15 protein-coding genes are annotated in these 15,716 nt (G+C 62.3%); 10 read left to right on the top strand and 5 right to left on the bottom strand.

The window, feature by feature from the left end; genetic code table 11:
* The 7 genes from PMI07_RS23165 to PMI07_RS23195 are packed head-to-tail and all read left to right on the top strand — an operon-like array spanning position 1 to position 6,505.
* Positions 1–1,677, top strand: coding sequence for a hydantoinase B/oxoprolinase family protein (locus PMI07_RS23165; RefSeq protein ID WP_007753231.1), 1,677 nt, complete (start codon positions 1–3; stop codon positions 1,675–1,677).
* 9 nt (positions 1,678–1,686) lie between these two features.
* Positions 1,687–2,490 (top strand): SDR family oxidoreductase, encoded by an 804-nt coding sequence (locus tag PMI07_RS23170; protein WP_007753230.1) that lies wholly within the window; start codon positions 1,687–1,689, stop codon positions 2,488–2,490.
* 15 nt (positions 2,491–2,505) lie between these two features.
* Entirely contained in the window at positions 2,506–3,207 is a 702-nt protein-coding gene (locus tag PMI07_RS23175) for an aldolase/citrate lyase family protein (RefSeq protein WP_007753229.1), read from the top strand.
* A 9-nt stretch (positions 3,208–3,216) separates the two neighbouring features.
* Positions 3,217–3,984 carry an SDR family oxidoreductase gene (locus PMI07_RS23180; protein WP_007753228.1) on the top strand — a complete coding sequence of 256 codons (768 nt, stop codon included), beginning with the start codon at positions 3,217–3,219 and terminating at the stop codon, positions 3,982–3,984.
* On the top strand, positions 3,953–4,501 hold the full coding sequence (locus tag PMI07_RS23185) for a gluconokinase (protein ID WP_024164067.1): 549 nt from the start codon (positions 3,953–3,955) through the stop codon (positions 4,499–4,501). Before PMI07_RS23180 ends, PMI07_RS23185 begins: the two co-directional genes overlap by 32 nt.
* Positions 4,502–4,515: 14 nt before the next feature.
* Entirely contained in the window at positions 4,516–5,463 is a 948-nt protein-coding gene (locus PMI07_RS23190) for a 2-hydroxyacid dehydrogenase (protein WP_024164068.1), read from the top strand.
* Between the two features lie 10 nt (positions 5,464–5,473).
* The gene (locus tag PMI07_RS23195) at positions 5,474–6,505 is read left to right on the top strand and encodes an L-idonate 5-dehydrogenase (RefSeq protein WP_007775087.1); all 1,032 of its coding nucleotides are present in this window, start codon (positions 5,474–5,476) and stop codon (positions 6,503–6,505) included.
* 489 nt (positions 6,506–6,994) lie between these two features.
* Here the strand turns inward: PMI07_RS23195 and PMI07_RS23200 are convergent, their stop codons facing one another.
* The 4 genes from PMI07_RS23200 to puuD form a co-directional block, all read right to left on the bottom strand.
* Positions 6,995–8,140: an alpha-hydroxy acid oxidase gene (locus PMI07_RS23200; RefSeq protein ID WP_007775089.1), complete on the bottom strand. Its 1,146-nt coding sequence runs from the start codon at positions 8,138–8,140 to the stop codon at positions 6,995–6,997.
* Positions 8,141–8,426: 286 nt separating this feature from the next.
* Complete coding sequence (locus PMI07_RS23205) at positions 8,427–10,400, bottom strand: methyl-accepting chemotaxis protein (protein ID WP_007775092.1); 1,974 nt, start codon at positions 10,398–10,400, stop codon at positions 8,427–8,429.
* 274 nt (positions 10,401–10,674) lie between these two features.
* Positions 10,675–11,991, bottom strand: coding sequence for a guanine deaminase (gene guaD / locus PMI07_RS23210; protein WP_007775095.1), 1,317 nt, complete (start codon positions 11,989–11,991; stop codon positions 10,675–10,677).
* Positions 11,988–13,214 carry a urate hydroxylase PuuD gene (gene puuD / locus PMI07_RS23215; protein WP_007775098.1) on the bottom strand — a complete coding sequence of 409 codons (1,227 nt, stop codon included), beginning with the start codon at positions 13,212–13,214 and terminating at the stop codon, positions 11,988–11,990. The genes guaD and puuD overlap by 4 nt, the downstream gene beginning before the upstream one ends.
* A gap of 309 nt (positions 13,215–13,523) precedes the next feature.
* Between puuD and PMI07_RS23220 the strand changes: the two genes are divergently transcribed.
* Complete coding sequence (locus PMI07_RS23220; protein WP_007775100.1) at positions 13,524–13,883, top strand: hypothetical protein; 360 nt, start codon at positions 13,524–13,526, stop codon at positions 13,881–13,883.
* Positions 13,884–13,966: 83 nt separating this feature from the next.
* Here PMI07_RS23220 and PMI07_RS23225 read toward each other — a convergent pair whose 3' ends face one another.
* Positions 13,967–14,884, bottom strand: a complete 918-nt coding sequence (locus PMI07_RS23225) for a LysR substrate-binding domain-containing protein (RefSeq protein ID WP_037088016.1) — start codon at positions 14,882–14,884, stop codon at positions 13,967–13,969.
* A 96-nt stretch (positions 14,885–14,980) separates the two neighbouring features.
* On the opposite strand from PMI07_RS23225, the gene PMI07_RS35070 reads away from it, so the two are divergent.
* Both PMI07_RS35070 and PMI07_RS35420 read left to right on the top strand, forming a co-directional pair.
* Positions 14,981–15,208 carry a hypothetical protein gene (locus PMI07_RS35070; protein WP_024164069.1) on the top strand — a complete coding sequence of 76 codons (228 nt, stop codon included), beginning with the start codon at positions 14,981–14,983 and terminating at the stop codon, positions 15,206–15,208.
* A gap of 113 nt (positions 15,209–15,321) precedes the next feature.
* A complete protein-coding gene (locus tag PMI07_RS35420; RefSeq protein ID WP_197032554.1) occupies positions 15,322–15,708 on the top strand; it encodes a nuclear transport factor 2 family protein in 387 nt (128 codons plus the stop codon).
* Positions 15,709–15,716: the final 8 nt, after the last annotated feature.

The raw sequence follows: 15,716 nt of genomic DNA on the forward strand, positions 1-15,716 counted from the left end.
ATGTCGAAACCCGCCACCGATTTCAATGACCCGATCAACCTGCAGGTCATGTGGAACCGCCTTATCTTCATCGCGGACCAGGCCGACAACGTACTCGGAAAGACGGCCTTTTCGCCGATCGTCCGCGAGAACCACGACTATGTCACTGTTCTCCTCGACGCGAAGGGCAGAGCACTTGCCCAGTGCACCTGGTCAATCCCCGTCTTCATCACTTCCCTTCCGGCTGCGGCACAGGGCTACTTCCTGCCGAAGTTTCCGGCCGATAAGCTTGTGGAGGGTGATGTCCTCGCCACCAACGATCCCGAAATCGGCACGGGCCACCTTCCGGACGTGACGATGATCACGCCGATCTTCAAGAACGGCAAGGTCGTCGCCTATGCGGGCTCCATCGCCCATCTGCCGGACATCGGCGGCGCGCCGCTTCACTCTGAAGCAAGCGACATCTTCGCCGAAGGCATTCGCTTCCCGATCGTGAAGCTGCTGAAGGCTGGCGTCCCGAACGAGGATGTGTTCGACATCATCGCAGCCTCCGTGCGCCTTCCCACCGAAGTACGGGGCGACCTCGAGTCGATGATTGCAGCCAACAACGTCATGGGCCGGGAGCTGGTGAAGTTCCTCGACGAATACGGCCTCGACGATGTCGAAGGTCTGGCCACGGCCATCCATTCCCGTTCCGAGGCGCAGACGCGCAAGGCGATCAGGGAATGGCCGAACGGCACTTACAGCGCGGAAGTGCTGCTGGACGGCTACGATGTCGACGTCACGCTGAAGGCATCGGTCGTCGTCAGGGATGACTCCATCCATGTCGACTATACCGGCACCTCAGATCAGGTCCTGCATTCGATCAACTGCCGGACGAACTATCGCTACGCCCATTCCGTCTACGCGCTGAAGTGCCTGCTCGATCCGGAAACCCCGAACAACGAAGGCTGCATCATGCCGATCACGGACGAGGCTCCGCTGGGCTCCATCCTCAATCCGCAGCAGTGGACGGCGGGCAACTCGCGCAATCTCATAGGGCACGTCATTCCGTCGTTGATCTTCAAGGCGCTGGAAAGAGTCGTTCCGGACAAGGTCATGGGCGACAGCGGCGGTGCTCCGATCTGGGCTGCCAACTGCGTCGGTCAGCGCAATGACGGCTCGCAGTACGGCTCCGTCCAGAACTTCCATGGCGGTCAGGGTGCGCGCGCCGAATTCGACGGTCTCGATACGCTCAGCTTCCCGTCGAACTGCAAGGTGACGGCCATCGAGATGTTCGAAGTCGCCGTTCCTGTCCTGACCGAGCGCAAGGAACTGATCGCCGACTCGGGCGGTGCTGGAAAACATCGCGGCGGTCTCGGGCAGCGGGTCACCCTGCGCAATCTCGGCAAGAACCCGATGAGCATCTACCTTGCATCGGAACGCGTCCGCCACCCGTGCTTCGGCGTCGTAGAGGGCCAGAACGGCACGGCTGGCAAGGTCATGAAGGAGGGCAAACCGCATTTCCCGAAGGGCAAGGTCACGCTGAAGACTGGCGAGCGCCTCGAGGTCGAGACCCCCGGTGGCGGCGGCTGGGGCCGGGCAACAGAACGCTCCCGCGAACTCATCGAGCAGGATCTTCAGGAGAGCCTGATTTCGCCGAAGGCGGCCAAGGACGTTTACGGCTATTCTGGCCCGGTCGCAGTGGCCGCGGAATAGGGGGACGACATGGGACTTCTGGATGGAAAGATCGCGCTGGTGACCGGCGCAGGATCGGGGATCGGTCGTGAGACCGCTCTCCTGCTGGCGAAGGACGGCGCAACCGTCGTCCTCACCGGCCGCCGCCTCGAACCGCTGCGCGAGGTCGCATCACTGATCGAGAAAGCAAAGGGCAAAGCGTTCGCCCGGGTTCTCGACATCGGATCCCGCGACTCGATCTTCGAGACCGTGAAATGGGTCAAGGATGGCATCGGTGCGGTCGATATTCTGGTGAACAATGCAGGTAGCGCCAGCAAGGTGCTCAACGCGCGCTTCCTCAGCGAGGAGGAGTGGAACTCCACGATCAACGTCAACCTGACAGCGGTGTTCAATCTCATCCAGGCCGTGCTGCCGGAGATGATCGCCAGGGGCGAGGGCACGATCATTACCGTGTCGTCGCTCGCCGTCGTCAATCCGAACCTTCTGGGTGGCGCGGCCTATGGCGCGGCCAAGGCGGGCGTGAAGAACTTCATGACCTTCGTTCACAACACCTACCGCAACCAGGGCATCCGGGCGACGACGATCCTACCGGGCGAGACGAACACGCCGATCATGGACAATCGCGCGCGACCGCCTCTGGACGCCGAGCGGGCCGTCATGATGGATCCTCACGACGTCGCTCGGGCGATCCACCTTTGCGCCAGCCTGAACAGGAGCGCGGTCATTCCCGAACTCCACATCTGCCCGACGTTCATGCGGGATACCTCGGCGGATATCGAAGTTGCGCGCTGGGTCGGTGCGCCTGCCGACACGCCGGACATGCCAAAGAAATAAAATCGGGAGGACACCATGAACGGAGCGAAGTTGCGCTCGCGGCTTTTAGCCGGCGAGGCGATCACCATGTACAACACCCATCATGCGTCCTCGGGACTGGCGGGACGCCTGATCGAACTTGGCGCGGACTCGGTCTTCGTCGACTGCGAGCACGGCACCTGGAGCTTCGAGGACGTGCGCAGCACCGGACAGATCGTCCGCTCGGTCGGCGGCGCGGAGATCGTCCGACCCCACTCCCACGAGCGGCCGCTGATCATCCGCTATCTCAATGCTGGAGCCGACGGCATCATGGTTCCCATGATCGACACGGCCGAACAGGCCCGCGCTGTCGTGGATGCGGTCCGATACGCGCTCCCCTCCGACTACGATAAACGCCTCGTCGTTGCCATGATCGAGACGGTGGATGCGATCGACAATCTCGACGAGATGCTGACAGTCGAAGGCATCGACGTGTTCTTCATCGGTCCTGGCGACCTGTCGCAAAACATGGGCTACCCGCCTGCGCCGCCGTTCGGCGAGCCGCGCCCCGCCGCCGTCATGGAGAAGGTCGCCGTGGCCGTCGACAAGATCCGTGCGGCAGGTAGGATCCCGGGAACTCTCGCCACTGCCGAAGAGCTGCCACACTGGCTGGAGAAGGGTGTCCAGTTCTTCTACATCCACACGGATCCTTTCCTGCGCCGCGGAATCGCGGGCATCAGACAGACGCTGGCGCGGTAGGGGACTCGAATGGCTTATCCACTTTTCGATCTGACAGGATCCAGAGCCCTGGTAACGGGATCGTCGCAGGGTATCGGCTTTGCGCTTGCCAGAGGCCTCGCGGAACACGGAGCCTCCATCGTTCTGAACGGCCGTGACAGGGCCAGGCTCGAGATCGCTGCAGGACAGCTCAAGGAAACTGGTGCGACGGTTTCGGTATCCGACTTCGACGTTACGGAAGCCGAAGCGGTGAAGCGCGGGGTCGACGCGATCGAGGCCGAAGTCGGTGCGATCGACATCCTGGTCAACAATGCCGGGATGCAGTTCCGCAGCCCGCTCGAGGATTTCCCCATCGACCGCTGGGAGCAGTTGCTGAAGACTAACGTCTCCAGTGTCTTCTACGTTGGCCAGGCGGTGGCCAAGCACATGATCAGCCGCGGACGTGGCAAGATCATCAACATCGCATCGGTGCAGAGCGAACTCGCCCGTCCCGGCATCGCGCCCTACACGGCCTCCAAGGGCGCGGTGAAGAACCTGACCCGCGGCATGTGCACCGACTGGGCAAAGCACGGCCTGCAGATCAATGCGCTCGCGCCCGGCTACTTTAAGACCCCGTTGAACCAGGCACTGGTCGACAGCCAGGAATTCTCGTCCTGGCTTGAGAAACGCACGCCCGCCGGACGCTGGGGCGATGTCGAGGAACTGGTCGGTGCGGCCGTCTTCCTGTCAAGCAAGGCCTCCTCCTTCGTCAACGGACACACGCTCTATGTCGATGGCGGCATCACCACCAGCCTCTGAGGCAGGAGCCTTCGGGCCGATCGTCGTGATGGGCGTCTCGGGCTGCGGCAAGTCGTCGGTTGGAGAGAGGTTGGCGGACTATCTTGGCCGCGGCTTCATCGAGGGTGACGGCCTGCATCCGCCCTTCAATGTCCGCAAGATGCGGATGGGAACGCCGCTGGAGGACGAGGACCGCTGGCCCTGGCTCGATGCGCTCGGCAATCGTCTCGCGGGGACGGGCGATATCGTCGTCTCCTGCTCGGCACTGAAGCGCACGTATCGGGATCGATTGCGGTCGTTGTCTGGGCGGCCGATGACCTTCGTCTTCCTGCAGGGAGACCGGATGCTGCTGGCTGCACGCATGGCCGCCCGCAAGCACGAATACATGCCGCTGTCGCTTCTCGACAGCCAACTTGCGACGCTCGAGCTACCGACAGCAGAGCCCGACCTCGTGACTGTCGACATCAACCAGTCGTTTGAATCCATCGTCTCGATGGCAATGACGCTGCTGGCGGCCCGCCAGAGGCGCTCGAACTGAAACTTGGAGGAAACATGAGCAAGCCCGACATTCTTCTGATCGGCCCTTATCCCGAGTGGGATCTCGTCGAGCTGGAGGCGCAGTACAATGTCCTGAAGCTATACGAGGCGTCCGATCGCGATGCCTTCGTGAGCGAACATGCCGCCGAAATCCGCGCCATCGCTACGCGCGGGGAGCTGGGCGCTTCCGCCGATCTTATCGCCGCATTGCCGAAGCTCGAAGTCATTTCTGTCTACGGCGTCGGTTACGACGCGGTCAATCTGGATGCTGCCCGCGCTCGCGGCATCCGCGTCACCAACACGCCCGACGTGCTGACCAATGACGTCGCCGATCTCGGTGTCGCGATGATGCTTCTCCAGTCGCGCGGCATGATCGGTGCGGAAACCTGGGTGAAGGACGGCAGCTGGGTGGACAAGGGTCTCTATCCGCTGAAGCGCCGCGTCTGGGGCCGGAAGGCCGGCGTTCTCGGCCTCGGCCGCATCGGATTCGAGGTCGCCAAGCGCCTCAAGGGCTTCGATATGGATATCGCCTATAGCGACGTATCGGCCAAGCCGTATGCGGAAGACATGACCTTCATCTCTGATCCAGTGGAACTGGCCCGGCGTTCCGACTTCCTGTTCGTGACGCTGGCCGCGTCCGCGGCAACTCGTCATATCGTCTCGAAAGACGTGATCGAAGCGCTAGGGCCTGAAGGCATGCTCATCAACATCTCGCGGGCCTCCAACATCGACGAGGATGCGCTGCTGGCCGCGCTCGAAGCAAGGACGATCGGATCGGCCGCGCTCGACGTGTTCGAGGGCGAACCCCAGCTCAACCCGCGCTTCCTGGCCCTGGACAACGTGCTTGTCCAGCCGCATCACGCGTCCGGCACGATCGAAACCCGCAAGGCCATGGGCAAGCTGGTGCGCGACAATCTCGCCGCCCATTTTGCCGGCGCTGCCCTGCCGACACCCGTCATCTGAGGATACGCCCATGAAAGCCGTCGTCATCCATGCCGCCAAGGATCTGCGCATCGAGGAACGGGAGGTCGAGAAGCTCGAAGCCGGACAGGTCGAGGTCGCCATCGAGGCGGGCGGCATCTGCGGTTCCGACCTGCATTATTACAATCACGGCGGCTTCGGCACGGTGCGCATTCGCGAGCCAATGATCCTCGGCCACGAGGTTGCAGGAACGATCAAGGCACTGGGATCTGGTGTTTCCGGGCTGGCAGTGGGCAACCGCGTGGCCGTGTCGCCGAGCCGTCCCTGCAATGCCTGCGACTACTGCTTGAAGGGCCAGCAGAACCATTGCCTCAACATGCGCTTCTACGGCAGCGCCATGCCCATGCCGCACATCCAGGGCGCATTCCGTCAGCGGCTGGTCGCCGAACAATGGCAGTGCCACAGGATCGCGGATGGCGTGTCGATCCATGAAGCAGCGATGGCGGAACCCTTCGCCGTCACGCTGCACGCCATCGTCCGCGCAGGCGGCCTCGCCGACAAGCGCGTCCTGGTCACCGGCTGCGGTCCGATCGGGGCGCTGGCGATCATCGCGGCCCGTGCCCATGGTGCCCGCGAGATCATCGCGACCGACGTGATGAACCCCGTACTCGAGACGGCGCTCCAGGTTGGTGCCGACCGGGTCATCAACGTCGCCCGCGATCCGGAGCTCCTATCCGCCTACGCTGCCAATAAGGGATACTTCGACGTCCAGTTCGAGGCGTCTGGCAATCAGAGCGCCCTGCGCACGGGCCTTGAGGTCTTGAAGCCACGCGGGGTTCTCGTCCAGCTCGGGCTCGGCGGAGACGTTTCCATTCCGCAGAACCTGGTCGTCTCGAAGGAGATCGAGATGAAAGGCACGTTCCGCTTCCATGAGGAGTTCGGCCTCGCCGTCGACCTCATCGGCAAGCGGCGCGTCGATCTCAAGCCCCTGCTCACCGGCTCTTTCCCGATCGAGGAGGCGGTAAATGCGTTCGAGGTGGCGGGCGACAGGACAAGGTCGATGAAGGTCCAACTAACGTTCTGATAGAGCCGCAGCCCTTAATGCCCGTGAAGGGGCATTTCCGCTGCCGCATGGGCGCGGGACCAGCTCCATCATGGGTTGCACGACACTGGATCCTCGCGGAAGTCTCCGAATGGGGTTTCATCAAGCGAGAGTACCTTGCGATGTTGTTCTATGCTCTAGTTTTGGCAGAATGCCTGAAACGGTGATCTGGCTTATTCGATGGCCCATCGCTTCACAACGGAGAAGATCAAGCTCACTTCGTGCTGTTGGCGCCGAGGCGATACACACAACCATGCCGCATAGCGTCTGTGGAGACCGGCGCCGGGAAGCCGCTTTACCGTGACGCCAATCGAATTTTTGAAGCCGGACGTCGCAGAGACGATGTGAACGAGCTCTCGGTGTCTGCGGCGCGGAATCGCGAGGTTTTTAGAACCATGACGTTTCAGAGCGGTCAATAGTGACACGCGTTCTGGGATTCGTGACTTTTCTGAACGGCCCTCTCAACCGTCATCAGAACGGCATGCTGGCGAGGATGCTGCGGTCGATATGCTGGATATCCCGTTTGCCGCAGAGCGCCATGGTGATGTCGAGTTCCTTGCGGATGATCTCGAGCGTCGTCGTGACGCCTTCCTTGCCCATGGCGCCGAGGCCATAGAGGAAGGGCCGGCCGATATGGGTGCCGCGGGCGCCGAGCGCCACGGCCTTCAGCACGTCCTGGCCGGAGCGGATGCCGCCGTCCACATGCACCTCGATCCGGTCGCCGACCGCTTCGACGATCTTCGGCAGCATGCTGATCGAGGAGGGGGCGCCGTCGAGCTGGCGGCCGCCGTGGTTGGACACGATGATCGCGTCCGCGCCGGTGTCGGCGGCGGCGCGCGCATCCTCTTCGTCGAGTATGCCCTTGATGATCATCTTGCCGCCCCAGAGGTCCTTGATCCAGCGGATGTCGTCCCAGGAAAGCCGTGGGTCGAACTGTTCCGCCGTCCAGGCGCCGAGCGAGGAGAGGTCGGACACGTTGCTCGCATGGCCGACGATATTGCCGAAACCGTGGCGCTTGGTCCCAAGCATTTCCAGGCACCATCGCGGGCGCGTCACGAGTTGCAGCGCCGCGTTGAGCGTCGGCTTCGGCGGAGCGGCGAGGCCGTTGCGCAGGTCCTTGTGGCGCTGGCCGAGAATCTGCAGGTCGGCGGTGACGACCAGCGCCGAGCATTTCGCGGCCTTGGCGCGGCCGATCAGCCGTTCCACGAAGCCGCGGTCCTTCATCACGTAGAGCTGGAACCAGAAGGGTTTCGTGGTCACCGAGGCGACGTCCTCGATCGAGCAGATGCTCATGGTCGACAGCGTGAAGGGCACGCCGAATTCTTCCGCCGCCTTGGCGGCCAGCATCTCGCCGTCGGCATGCTGCATGCCGGTCATGCCGGTCGGCGCCAGCGCCACGGGCATCGCCGCCTTTTCGCCGATCATGGTGGTTTCGAGCGTGCGGTTGGTCATGTCGACCAGGACGCGCTGGCGGAGCTTGATCCTGGAATAGTCTTCCTCGTTCGCCCGGTAGGTTCCCTCGGTCCAGGCGCCGCTATCGGCATAGTCGAAGAACATTTTTGGCACCCGACGTCGGGCCAGGATTTTCAGGTCTGCGATGGTCAATGGTTTGGACATCAGTCGAGCTGCTTTCGAAGGCGGGAGACAAGGCGGGCCAGGAATTAGCACAAATTTTCGGCACGGGTCACCGAAAATCATCAGGTTTTCTGTCGCGCGTCCAGGCTTTCGTCAGGCAGGGCTGCCGGGCAGAGCGAATGTCCCCAGTCGGGCAGGCTGAGCTCAATCCCAACCTGATGCCCCCATCCGGCTCGACAGGCCCGTCTCGGGGGAGCGGCCTATCCGACTAAAAAAAGCGGGCGGCAATTGCCGCCCGCTTGCTTGTCTCGACATCATTCAGGCTGGCTCAGAACTCTTCCCAGCTATCTTGGGCAGCCGCGCTCGCCGCACCGCCGCCGAATGCGCTTGCGACCTTGCGGCCGAGCGCTCTGGCCGGAGAGGCGACGGGCGTCGATCTGCCGGCTGCGGCGCGAACCGGCGATGCCGCCGGAGCCGGCGCACGACCGGTGACCGGTGCCGCCCGGCCGGCGCCGTGGCCGACGTTGAAGCGTGTCAGCAGCTGGTTGAGGGCGGTGGCTTCCTTGGCCAGGCTATGGCTTGCCGCCGTCGACTGTTCGACCATGGCGGCATTCTGCTGGGTACCCTGGTCCATCGTGTTGATCGCGGTGTTGATCTCCTGCAGGCCGAGCGACTGTTCGCGCGAGGATTCGACGATCGCGCCGATATGCCGGTTGATCTCCTGGACCTCGACGACGATCACTTCCAGCGCCTTGCCGGTCTCGCCGACGAGATTGACGCCGGAGCGGACGTGTTCGCCGGACTTGGTGATCAGTTCCTTGATTTCCTTGGCGGCCTTGGCGGAGCGTTGCGCCAGTTCGCGCACTTCCTGGGCGACGACGGCAAAACCCTTGCCGGCCTCGCCGGCACGGGCTGCCTCGACGCCGGCATTCAGCGCGAGCAGGTTGGTCTGGAAGGCGATCTCGTCGATGACGCCGATGATGTTGCTGATCTCGGACGACGAGCGCTCGATCTCGTTCATGGCGGTAACGGCATTGCGCACCACGGCGCCTGACTTTTCGGCCCCCTCGCGCGCCTTGGCGACAAGGCTTCCGACTTCCTCGGCGCGCTTGCTGGAATCCTTCACCGTGGTGGTGATCTCTTCAAGGGCCGCGGCTGTTTCTTCCACCGAAGCTGCCTGCTGCTCGGTGCGCTTGGAGAGGTCGTCGGCCGCGGAGCGAATCTCGTTGGCGCCGGCATCGATGCCGCGGGCATTCTGGCCGACGGCCTGCAGGGCCTCCTGCAGATTGGCGACCGAGCCGTTGAAATTGGTGCGAAGCGCATCGAGATGCGCGACGAAAGGCGTGTCGATCCGATAGACGACATTGCCATCGGCAAGATGGCCGAGGGCCGCCGCAAGCTGGTCGACGGCGAACTGGGTGTCGGTGGCTTCCTTTGCCTTCTGGGCTTCACGCTCGATGCGCTCCCGCTCGGACAGGCTGCGGTTGCTGTCGGCGTCCCGTTCCAGGCGGATACGCTCGATCGCGTTGTCACGGAACACGGATACGGCTGCGGCCATCTGGCCGAGTTCGTCGCGGCGGTCCTGGCCTTCGACCGGCGCCTCGGTATTGCCGGCGGCAAGCGACGTCATCCGTTCGCGAAGCCGGGCGACCGGTGTGGTGATGCCTTTGGCGGCAATCAGCAGCGCGGCGATGATGCCGAGCGCGAAGACGACGACGAGGGTCGAGAGAGCCGTCATGATCGTCGAGTCGGTCTCGTCCGTCAGTGCGCTGCTGGTCTTGACGATCTCCTTGTTGAAGGCATCGAGGAAGCCGGCAATGTCCGTGGTCAGGGGAGCGACCAACTTGTCGGCTTTGATCAGAGTCGATCTCGCCTCGTCGTTGCGGTCCTGTGAGCCGTATTGGACAGCCTGATCGGTGAGTGCAAGGACCTGCTTGACCTTGCCGATCAACGCGTCGATCTCCGCGGCCTTGCGCGGGACGTTCGTTTTGATGCTGTCGAGCCGCTTCAGGAGGCTGGCGGTGCTCTGCTTGTAGGAATCGACGGCTGTCTTAAGCTCCGGATCGGCGACATTGTAGGACAGCGTCTGATAGGCGGCATAGGCCGAGGCCGTCAGGCTTCGGTTGGCGCGGGCAATCTCGACGGCGGTGGCGTTATCGGTCGAGATGAAGTTGGTATAGCTGGTGTCGGCGGCCTTGTACCGGCTTGCCACGAACCCGGTGGCGCCCAGACCGACCACGCAGAGCGGGATGATCACCGACAGGATTTTAGTGCGAATGCTTGCATTCTTCAGAAATGACATCGTCCCTCACGATTTGAAATGCGGTCGCGAACCGACGGATCGGCAGCGCAGACAGGCCTTGGCCGTGCGCTGACAATTGAGTGTTGCGGAAGGTTCAACGAGGAATGGAAATGGCATGGCGAAAGTGCTGCGCCGTCATGGCCACCGGATCGTTCGTCGCGTCTATTCTTAATATTCTATAGTTTACATACGCTTAAATGTTGCAATTCTGATATTTGACAAAACGCAAGTCCGGGTCGCGACTGCATATCGTTTCGCGTGCGGCGTCAGGTACCTACACGCTTTCGAGCGCACTTTTCATCGCCTTGCCCGCCACATAGGTCTCGACCACGGCGCGGTCGTCACCCATGGTCTGCAGCAGAAAGAGTTCCTCGGCGAGCGTCTTCACGGTTTCCATCCGCAGCCGCATCGCCGGCGTCGGGGCGGCGTTCAGCACCACGAAGTCGGCATCGGTGCCGGGCTCCAGCGTGCCGATATTGTCCGCCATCGACAGCGCTTCCGCATTGCCCCTCGTCATCAGGTAAAAACTTTCGAGCGGGTTGAGGCGCTCGCCGAGAAGCTGCTGGATCTTGTAGGCCTCGTCCATGGTCCTCAGCATCGAATAGCTGGAGCCGCCGCCTATATCGGTTGCAACGGCCACCCTGACGGGCTTTTCCCGCCGCATCAGCGATTTCATCGGGAACAGGCCGGAGCCGAGGAAGAGGTTGGAGGTCGGGCAGTGGACGGCGACGGCGCCAGCCTCGGACAACACGTCGGCTTCGCGGTCGGAGAGATGGATCGCGTGGCCGAGCAGGGTCTTGGGGCCGAGAAGGCCGTAATGGGCGTAGATATCCGTGTAGTCCCGGGCGTCGGGATAAAGTGCTGCCGTATAGCGGATTTCCTCGTGGTTTTCGGACAGATGCGTCTGGATGTGCAGCTCCGGAAACTCCTCAGCCAGCGCCTGGGTCGCCTGCATCTGGCCGGGCGTCGAGGTGATCGCGAAGCGCGGCGTGATGGCCACGTGGTTTCGGCCCTTGTCGTGCCAGTCGGCGATCACTGCCCGCGTCTCGTCATAGCCCATCTGCGGCGTGTCGAGCAGGCCCTGCGGCGCGTTGCGGTCCATCATCACCTTGCCGCCGACCATGCACATGCCGCGCTTCAGGGCTTCCGCAAAGAAGGCGTCGGCCGAGGTCTTGTGCACGGAGCAATAGGCGACCGCGGTCGTCGTGCCGTGGCGCAGCAGTTCGTCGTAGAAATGGGTGGCGATGCGGGCCGCGTGTGCGCTTTCGACAAACCGGCATTCCTCCGGAAACGTATAGGTGTTCAGCCATTCCAGCAGATTGGCGGCATAGGAGGCGATCACCTGCATCTGCGGGAAATGCAGGTGCATGTCGATGAAGCCCGGCAGGATCAGGTAGGGCCGGTGGTCGATCTCCTCGATGCCCTCGGGCGCGATCGCCTTCACCGTGCCGTAGCTGCCGGTAACCGAAATCTTGCCGTCTTCCACCAGCAGCGCACCGTCGCTTTCATAGAGGTAGCTGTCGGTATCGGTCAGCGACAGGGGCGCGCGTTTGAAGGAGAGCAGCCGCCCGCGGATCAGTGTCTTCGTCATTGGGATATCGCGCTTTCGTACCAGGCCACCAGAAGCTTGCGCTCTTGCGGCGAGATGGCCGTGACATTGCCCGGCGGCATGGCGTGGCTACGGCCGGCCTGGATGTAGATTTCCCGCGCATGGGCGGCAATTTCGGCATCCGTCTCCAGTTTGACGGATTTGGGGGTAAAATTGACGCCCTCGTAAACGGGTTCGGCCGCATGGCACATGGAACAGCGTGCCTGCACGACATCCCTGGCTGGGCCGAAATGGGCGTTGGCCGCGAATTTCTGGGCAACCGGGGTCATCGAGGTCTCGGTTTCGCCGGTCAGCACCTTCGGCACCGTCGAGAGCCACATGATGACGATGAACAGCAGCACCGTCACCAGCCAGGTCCAGGTCGGCCTGCCCTTGCGGGCATGGGTGGTGTTGAACCAGTGCCGGATCGTCACGCCCATCAGGAAGACGAGTGCGGCGATCACCCAGTTGAACGCCGTCGCGAATGCCAGCGGATAGTGGTTCGAGAGCATGAAGAAGATGACGGGCAGCGTCAGGTAGTTGTTGTGGAGCGAGCGCTGCTTGGCGATCGCGCCGTATTTCGGGTCGGGCGTGCGTCCCGCGATTAGGTCGGCGACGACGATCTTCTGGTTGGGGATGATGATGAAGAAGACGTTGGCGGACATGATCGTCGCGGTGAACGCGCCGAGATGCAGGAAGGTGGCGCGGCCGGAAAACACCTGCGTATAACCCCAGGCCATGGCGATCAGCACCAGGAAGAGCAGCGCCATCAGGCCCCAGGTATTGTTGCCCAGCGGCGACTTGCAGAGCAGGTCGTAGATGATCCAGCCGATCGACAGGGATGCCAGCGACAGCAGGATCGCCTGCCAGGGGGCAAGGTCCATCACCGTGCGGTCGATCAGGAACAGGTCGGCGCCGCCGTAATAGACGATGCAGAGCATCAGAAAGCCGGAGATCCAGGTGAAATAGCTCTCGTATTTGAACCAGGTCAGGTGTTCCGGCATCTGGGCCGGCGCCACCAGGTATTTCTGGATGTGGTAGAAGCCACCCCCATGCACCTGCCATTCCTCGCCATAGGCGCCGGCCGGCAGATGCGGCCGCTTGGTCAGCCCGAGATCGAGCGCGATGAAATAGAACGACGAGCCGATCCAGGCGATTGCCGTGATGGCATGGAACCAGCGGGCGGCGAAACTCAGCCACTCCCAGGCGATGGCGTATTCGTACATTCAGTCTTCCCCTTTTTGCCCCCCGACTCGTCACTCTGGGGAAAAAAGCCGGTCAAGGGAAGAGGGGGCCGCCCGGAACACTTTTTGTTCCGACACGGAACCGTGACCCGCGACTTCGAGTTCCCTTCGCGCGATCTTCTCCAGGATTGCAAATAGTAGAATGTTCTGAATTGTGCATCGCAATAAGTTGGGGTTAGCCCGCGACGACGACTCAACGTATTGTGACAATTGCAAGTCAGCCGGCGAAAGCTTGGTAATGCGTGCGGTTTGAGCCGGTGGTGGGGGCATTCATCAACGGAGACTAAGCTCATGCGTGGTATTCTGAAAGGTGTGCTGATTGCGTATGCGTCCTGCGTTTACGCCGGTTCCGCTGCGGCTCACGAGGCCCACAGTCCGAGCGGCGTGAATTGGAAATACGATGGCTTTTGCTGCAACGGTGACAACCACACAGGCGACTGCCAGATGATCTCGACCAAGAACGTCAAGATCATCAACGGCGGCTACGAGATCATCCTAGGGCCCGGTGACCATCGATTGATCACCCGCCCGCACGATTTCAAACTGCCGCAGAGCCAGGCAAGGCGGAGCCAGGACGAGGAATATCATCTCTGCCTTTATCCGACTGAAGATACTCTGCGCTGCTTTTATGCGCCGGACATGAGCTACTAGGCGCGTTCGCGACAACGAGCGGCCAGGTGCGAAATATCCAGGCAGTTTTCCGTCCAGCAAAGCGGCGGATAGAAAACTGACTGCTAGTCCCGGAACGTCGGCATGGTTTTCCGCATGAAGTCGCGGAAGGCACGGATTTTCTTGGAATTCCTGCGGGCCTCCGGATAGACGAGCCAATAGTCGCTCTCGTCATAACCGAGAATGTCGAACGGCTGGACCAGTCGTCCGAGGGCGATATCGTCGGCATAAAATTCCGGCTGCAGGATTGCGACCCCCTGGCCGGCAACCGCGGCGGCGGCCTCGAAGACCTGCGCCCCCATTTTGCTCACCGGTCGGCCCCTAAGATCGACGTCCGGCACGCCGGCTGCGGCAAACCAAAACGGCCACCACGGGTCGCCGGGATCGATGATCCTCAGCTTCAGGATATCCTCCGGTGTCTCGACGCCGCCGATCGTGGCGGCCAGGTCCGGGCTCAGCATCGGCGTGAAGTGATTGCGCATCAGAAAATGCCGGCGCAGGCCCGGCCATTCGGCCTTGCCGCTGCGGATCGCGATGTCCGCCGGAGCGCGTGTAAAATCGATCATCTCCTGCGATGTCTCAAGCCTGACGGCGATGCCCGGATTTTCGAGCTGGAAGGTGCCGAGATGGCGCGCCAACCAGAGCGAGGCGAAGGTCGCCGTCGAATGGATAATCAGCGTGCCCTCCGACGCGTCGTGCAGCGTCGAGAGCGCGTCGCTCATGATCGCGAATGCTTCCGTAATCCTCGGCGCCAGCCGTTCTCCCGCCTCCGTCAGCGAAACCTGCCTCGGCCGGCGCAGGAAGAGCGGCTCACCGAGCGTGTCCTCCAGCAGCTTGATCTGGTAGCTCACCGCCGTCTGGGTGAGCCCGAGTTCCTCGCCGGCCCGGGTAAAGCTCATCAGCCGGGCGGCGCATTCGAACACCCGAAGCGCATTCAGCGGGAACTGTTTCGACATCTTCATGGATGAATTCTCTTGATCCATACAGACGGTAATTCGATTGGATTACCGCGATTTTCCAGCGCAAGTTACCTCCATGTCGATCAAATGAAAACGGGGTATCCCCGTTGGAGGCAAGAGATGTTTTCCATCCTCACCCGGCCGTTCGAGCAGTTCATGCCGAGGTTCGGCATCATTGATGCCATCCGCCGCCGGCTGGCGGTCCGCCGCAACCGTCTCGATCTCGAGGAGATGCCGCAGTCATGGCAGCGCGACCTCGGCCTGCTCGACGGCCGCGACAGGCGCGGTCCGCGGGACGAGGGCGCCTTCCACGCGACCAGGCTCATTCAGTCACAGCGCAATCTTTGAGCGCGCAGCCGATGAGGCCTGTCTGCTTGACCTGCCTGCTTGACGGGACGCCATCCGCCGGCTTCTATCCGGTGCAGGCCGATTGGGCCTGCTTCGACTTTAAGGGATGTGGAATGACAGCTCAGCCTTTGGACCTCGACGATCATATAGCCGAGCTCCTGCAGGCGAGGACCTCCGCCCTCATGCGGCAGTCCCGGGCGGACATGGAAGCTCTCCTCGGCAAAGAGTTTACCTATATCAACGCGCAAGGCGAGGTCTGCGACCGTCGCCAGTATCTGGATCGGTATTGCTCCGGAAACGGCCCGCGTTTCCTGAAGCAGGAGATGGACATCGTGCGGATTATCGCGCGCGATCACGCCGTCGCCGTCCTGCTCGACTGCCGGGATGAAATCGAGTTTGCGGGCGAGCAATCGAACGGCGTCCACCGGGCGCTCTACATCTTCCGAAAACAGGCGGACCGCTGGCTCTGGTGTGAAGGGCAAGCAACCGAGATCAGGTAGTCCTCACG

The sequence above is a fragment of the Rhizobium sp. CF080 genome, assembly GCF_000282095.2.
Lineage (GTDB): Bacteria > Pseudomonadota > Alphaproteobacteria > Rhizobiales > Rhizobiaceae > Neorhizobium.

What these genes read in the sequence shown, in the direction of transcription:
- PMI07_RS23165 (WP_007753231.1), top strand. Translation starts at nt 1, where the DNA reads ATGTCGAAACCCGCCACCGATTTCAATGACCCGATCAACCTGCAGGTC.
- PMI07_RS23170 (WP_007753230.1), top strand. Translation starts at nt 1,687, where the DNA reads ATGGGACTTCTGGATGGAAAGATCGCGCTGGTGACCGGCGCAGGATCG.
- PMI07_RS23175 (WP_007753229.1), top strand. Translation starts at nt 2,506, where the DNA reads ATGAACGGAGCGAAGTTGCGCTCGCGGCTTTTAGCCGGCGAGGCGATC.
- PMI07_RS23180 (WP_007753228.1), top strand. Translation starts at nt 3,217, where the DNA reads ATGGCTTATCCACTTTTCGATCTGACAGGATCCAGAGCCCTGGTAACG.
- PMI07_RS23185 (WP_024164067.1), top strand. Translation starts at nt 3,953, where the DNA reads ATGTCGATGGCGGCATCACCACCAGCCTCTGAGGCAGGAGCCTTCGGG.
- PMI07_RS23190 (WP_024164068.1), top strand. Translation starts at nt 4,516, where the DNA reads ATGAGCAAGCCCGACATTCTTCTGATCGGCCCTTATCCCGAGTGGGAT.
- PMI07_RS23195 (WP_007775087.1), top strand. Translation starts at nt 5,474, where the DNA reads ATGAAAGCCGTCGTCATCCATGCCGCCAAGGATCTGCGCATCGAGGAA.
- PMI07_RS23200 (WP_007775089.1), bottom strand. Translation starts at nt 8,140, where the DNA reads ATGTCCAAACCATTGACCATCGCAGACCTGAAAATCCTGGCCCGACGT.
- PMI07_RS23205 (WP_007775092.1), bottom strand. Translation starts at nt 10,400, where the DNA reads ATGTCATTTCTGAAGAATGCAAGCATTCGCACTAAAATCCTGTCGGTG.
- guaD (WP_007775095.1), bottom strand. Translation starts at nt 11,991, where the DNA reads ATGACGAAGACACTGATCCGCGGGCGGCTGCTCTCCTTCAAACGCGCG.
- puuD (WP_007775098.1), bottom strand. Translation starts at nt 13,214, where the DNA reads ATGTACGAATACGCCATCGCCTGGGAGTGGCTGAGTTTCGCCGCCCGC.
- PMI07_RS23220 (WP_007775100.1), top strand. Translation starts at nt 13,524, where the DNA reads ATGCGTGGTATTCTGAAAGGTGTGCTGATTGCGTATGCGTCCTGCGTT.
- PMI07_RS23225 (WP_037088016.1), bottom strand. Translation starts at nt 14,884, where the DNA reads ATGGATCAAGAGAATTCATCCATGAAGATGTCGAAACAGTTCCCGCTG.
- PMI07_RS35070 (WP_024164069.1), top strand. Translation starts at nt 14,981, where the DNA reads ATGTTTTCCATCCTCACCCGGCCGTTCGAGCAGTTCATGCCGAGGTTC.
- PMI07_RS35420 (WP_197032554.1), top strand. Translation starts at nt 15,322, where the DNA reads ATGACAGCTCAGCCTTTGGACCTCGACGATCATATAGCCGAGCTCCTG.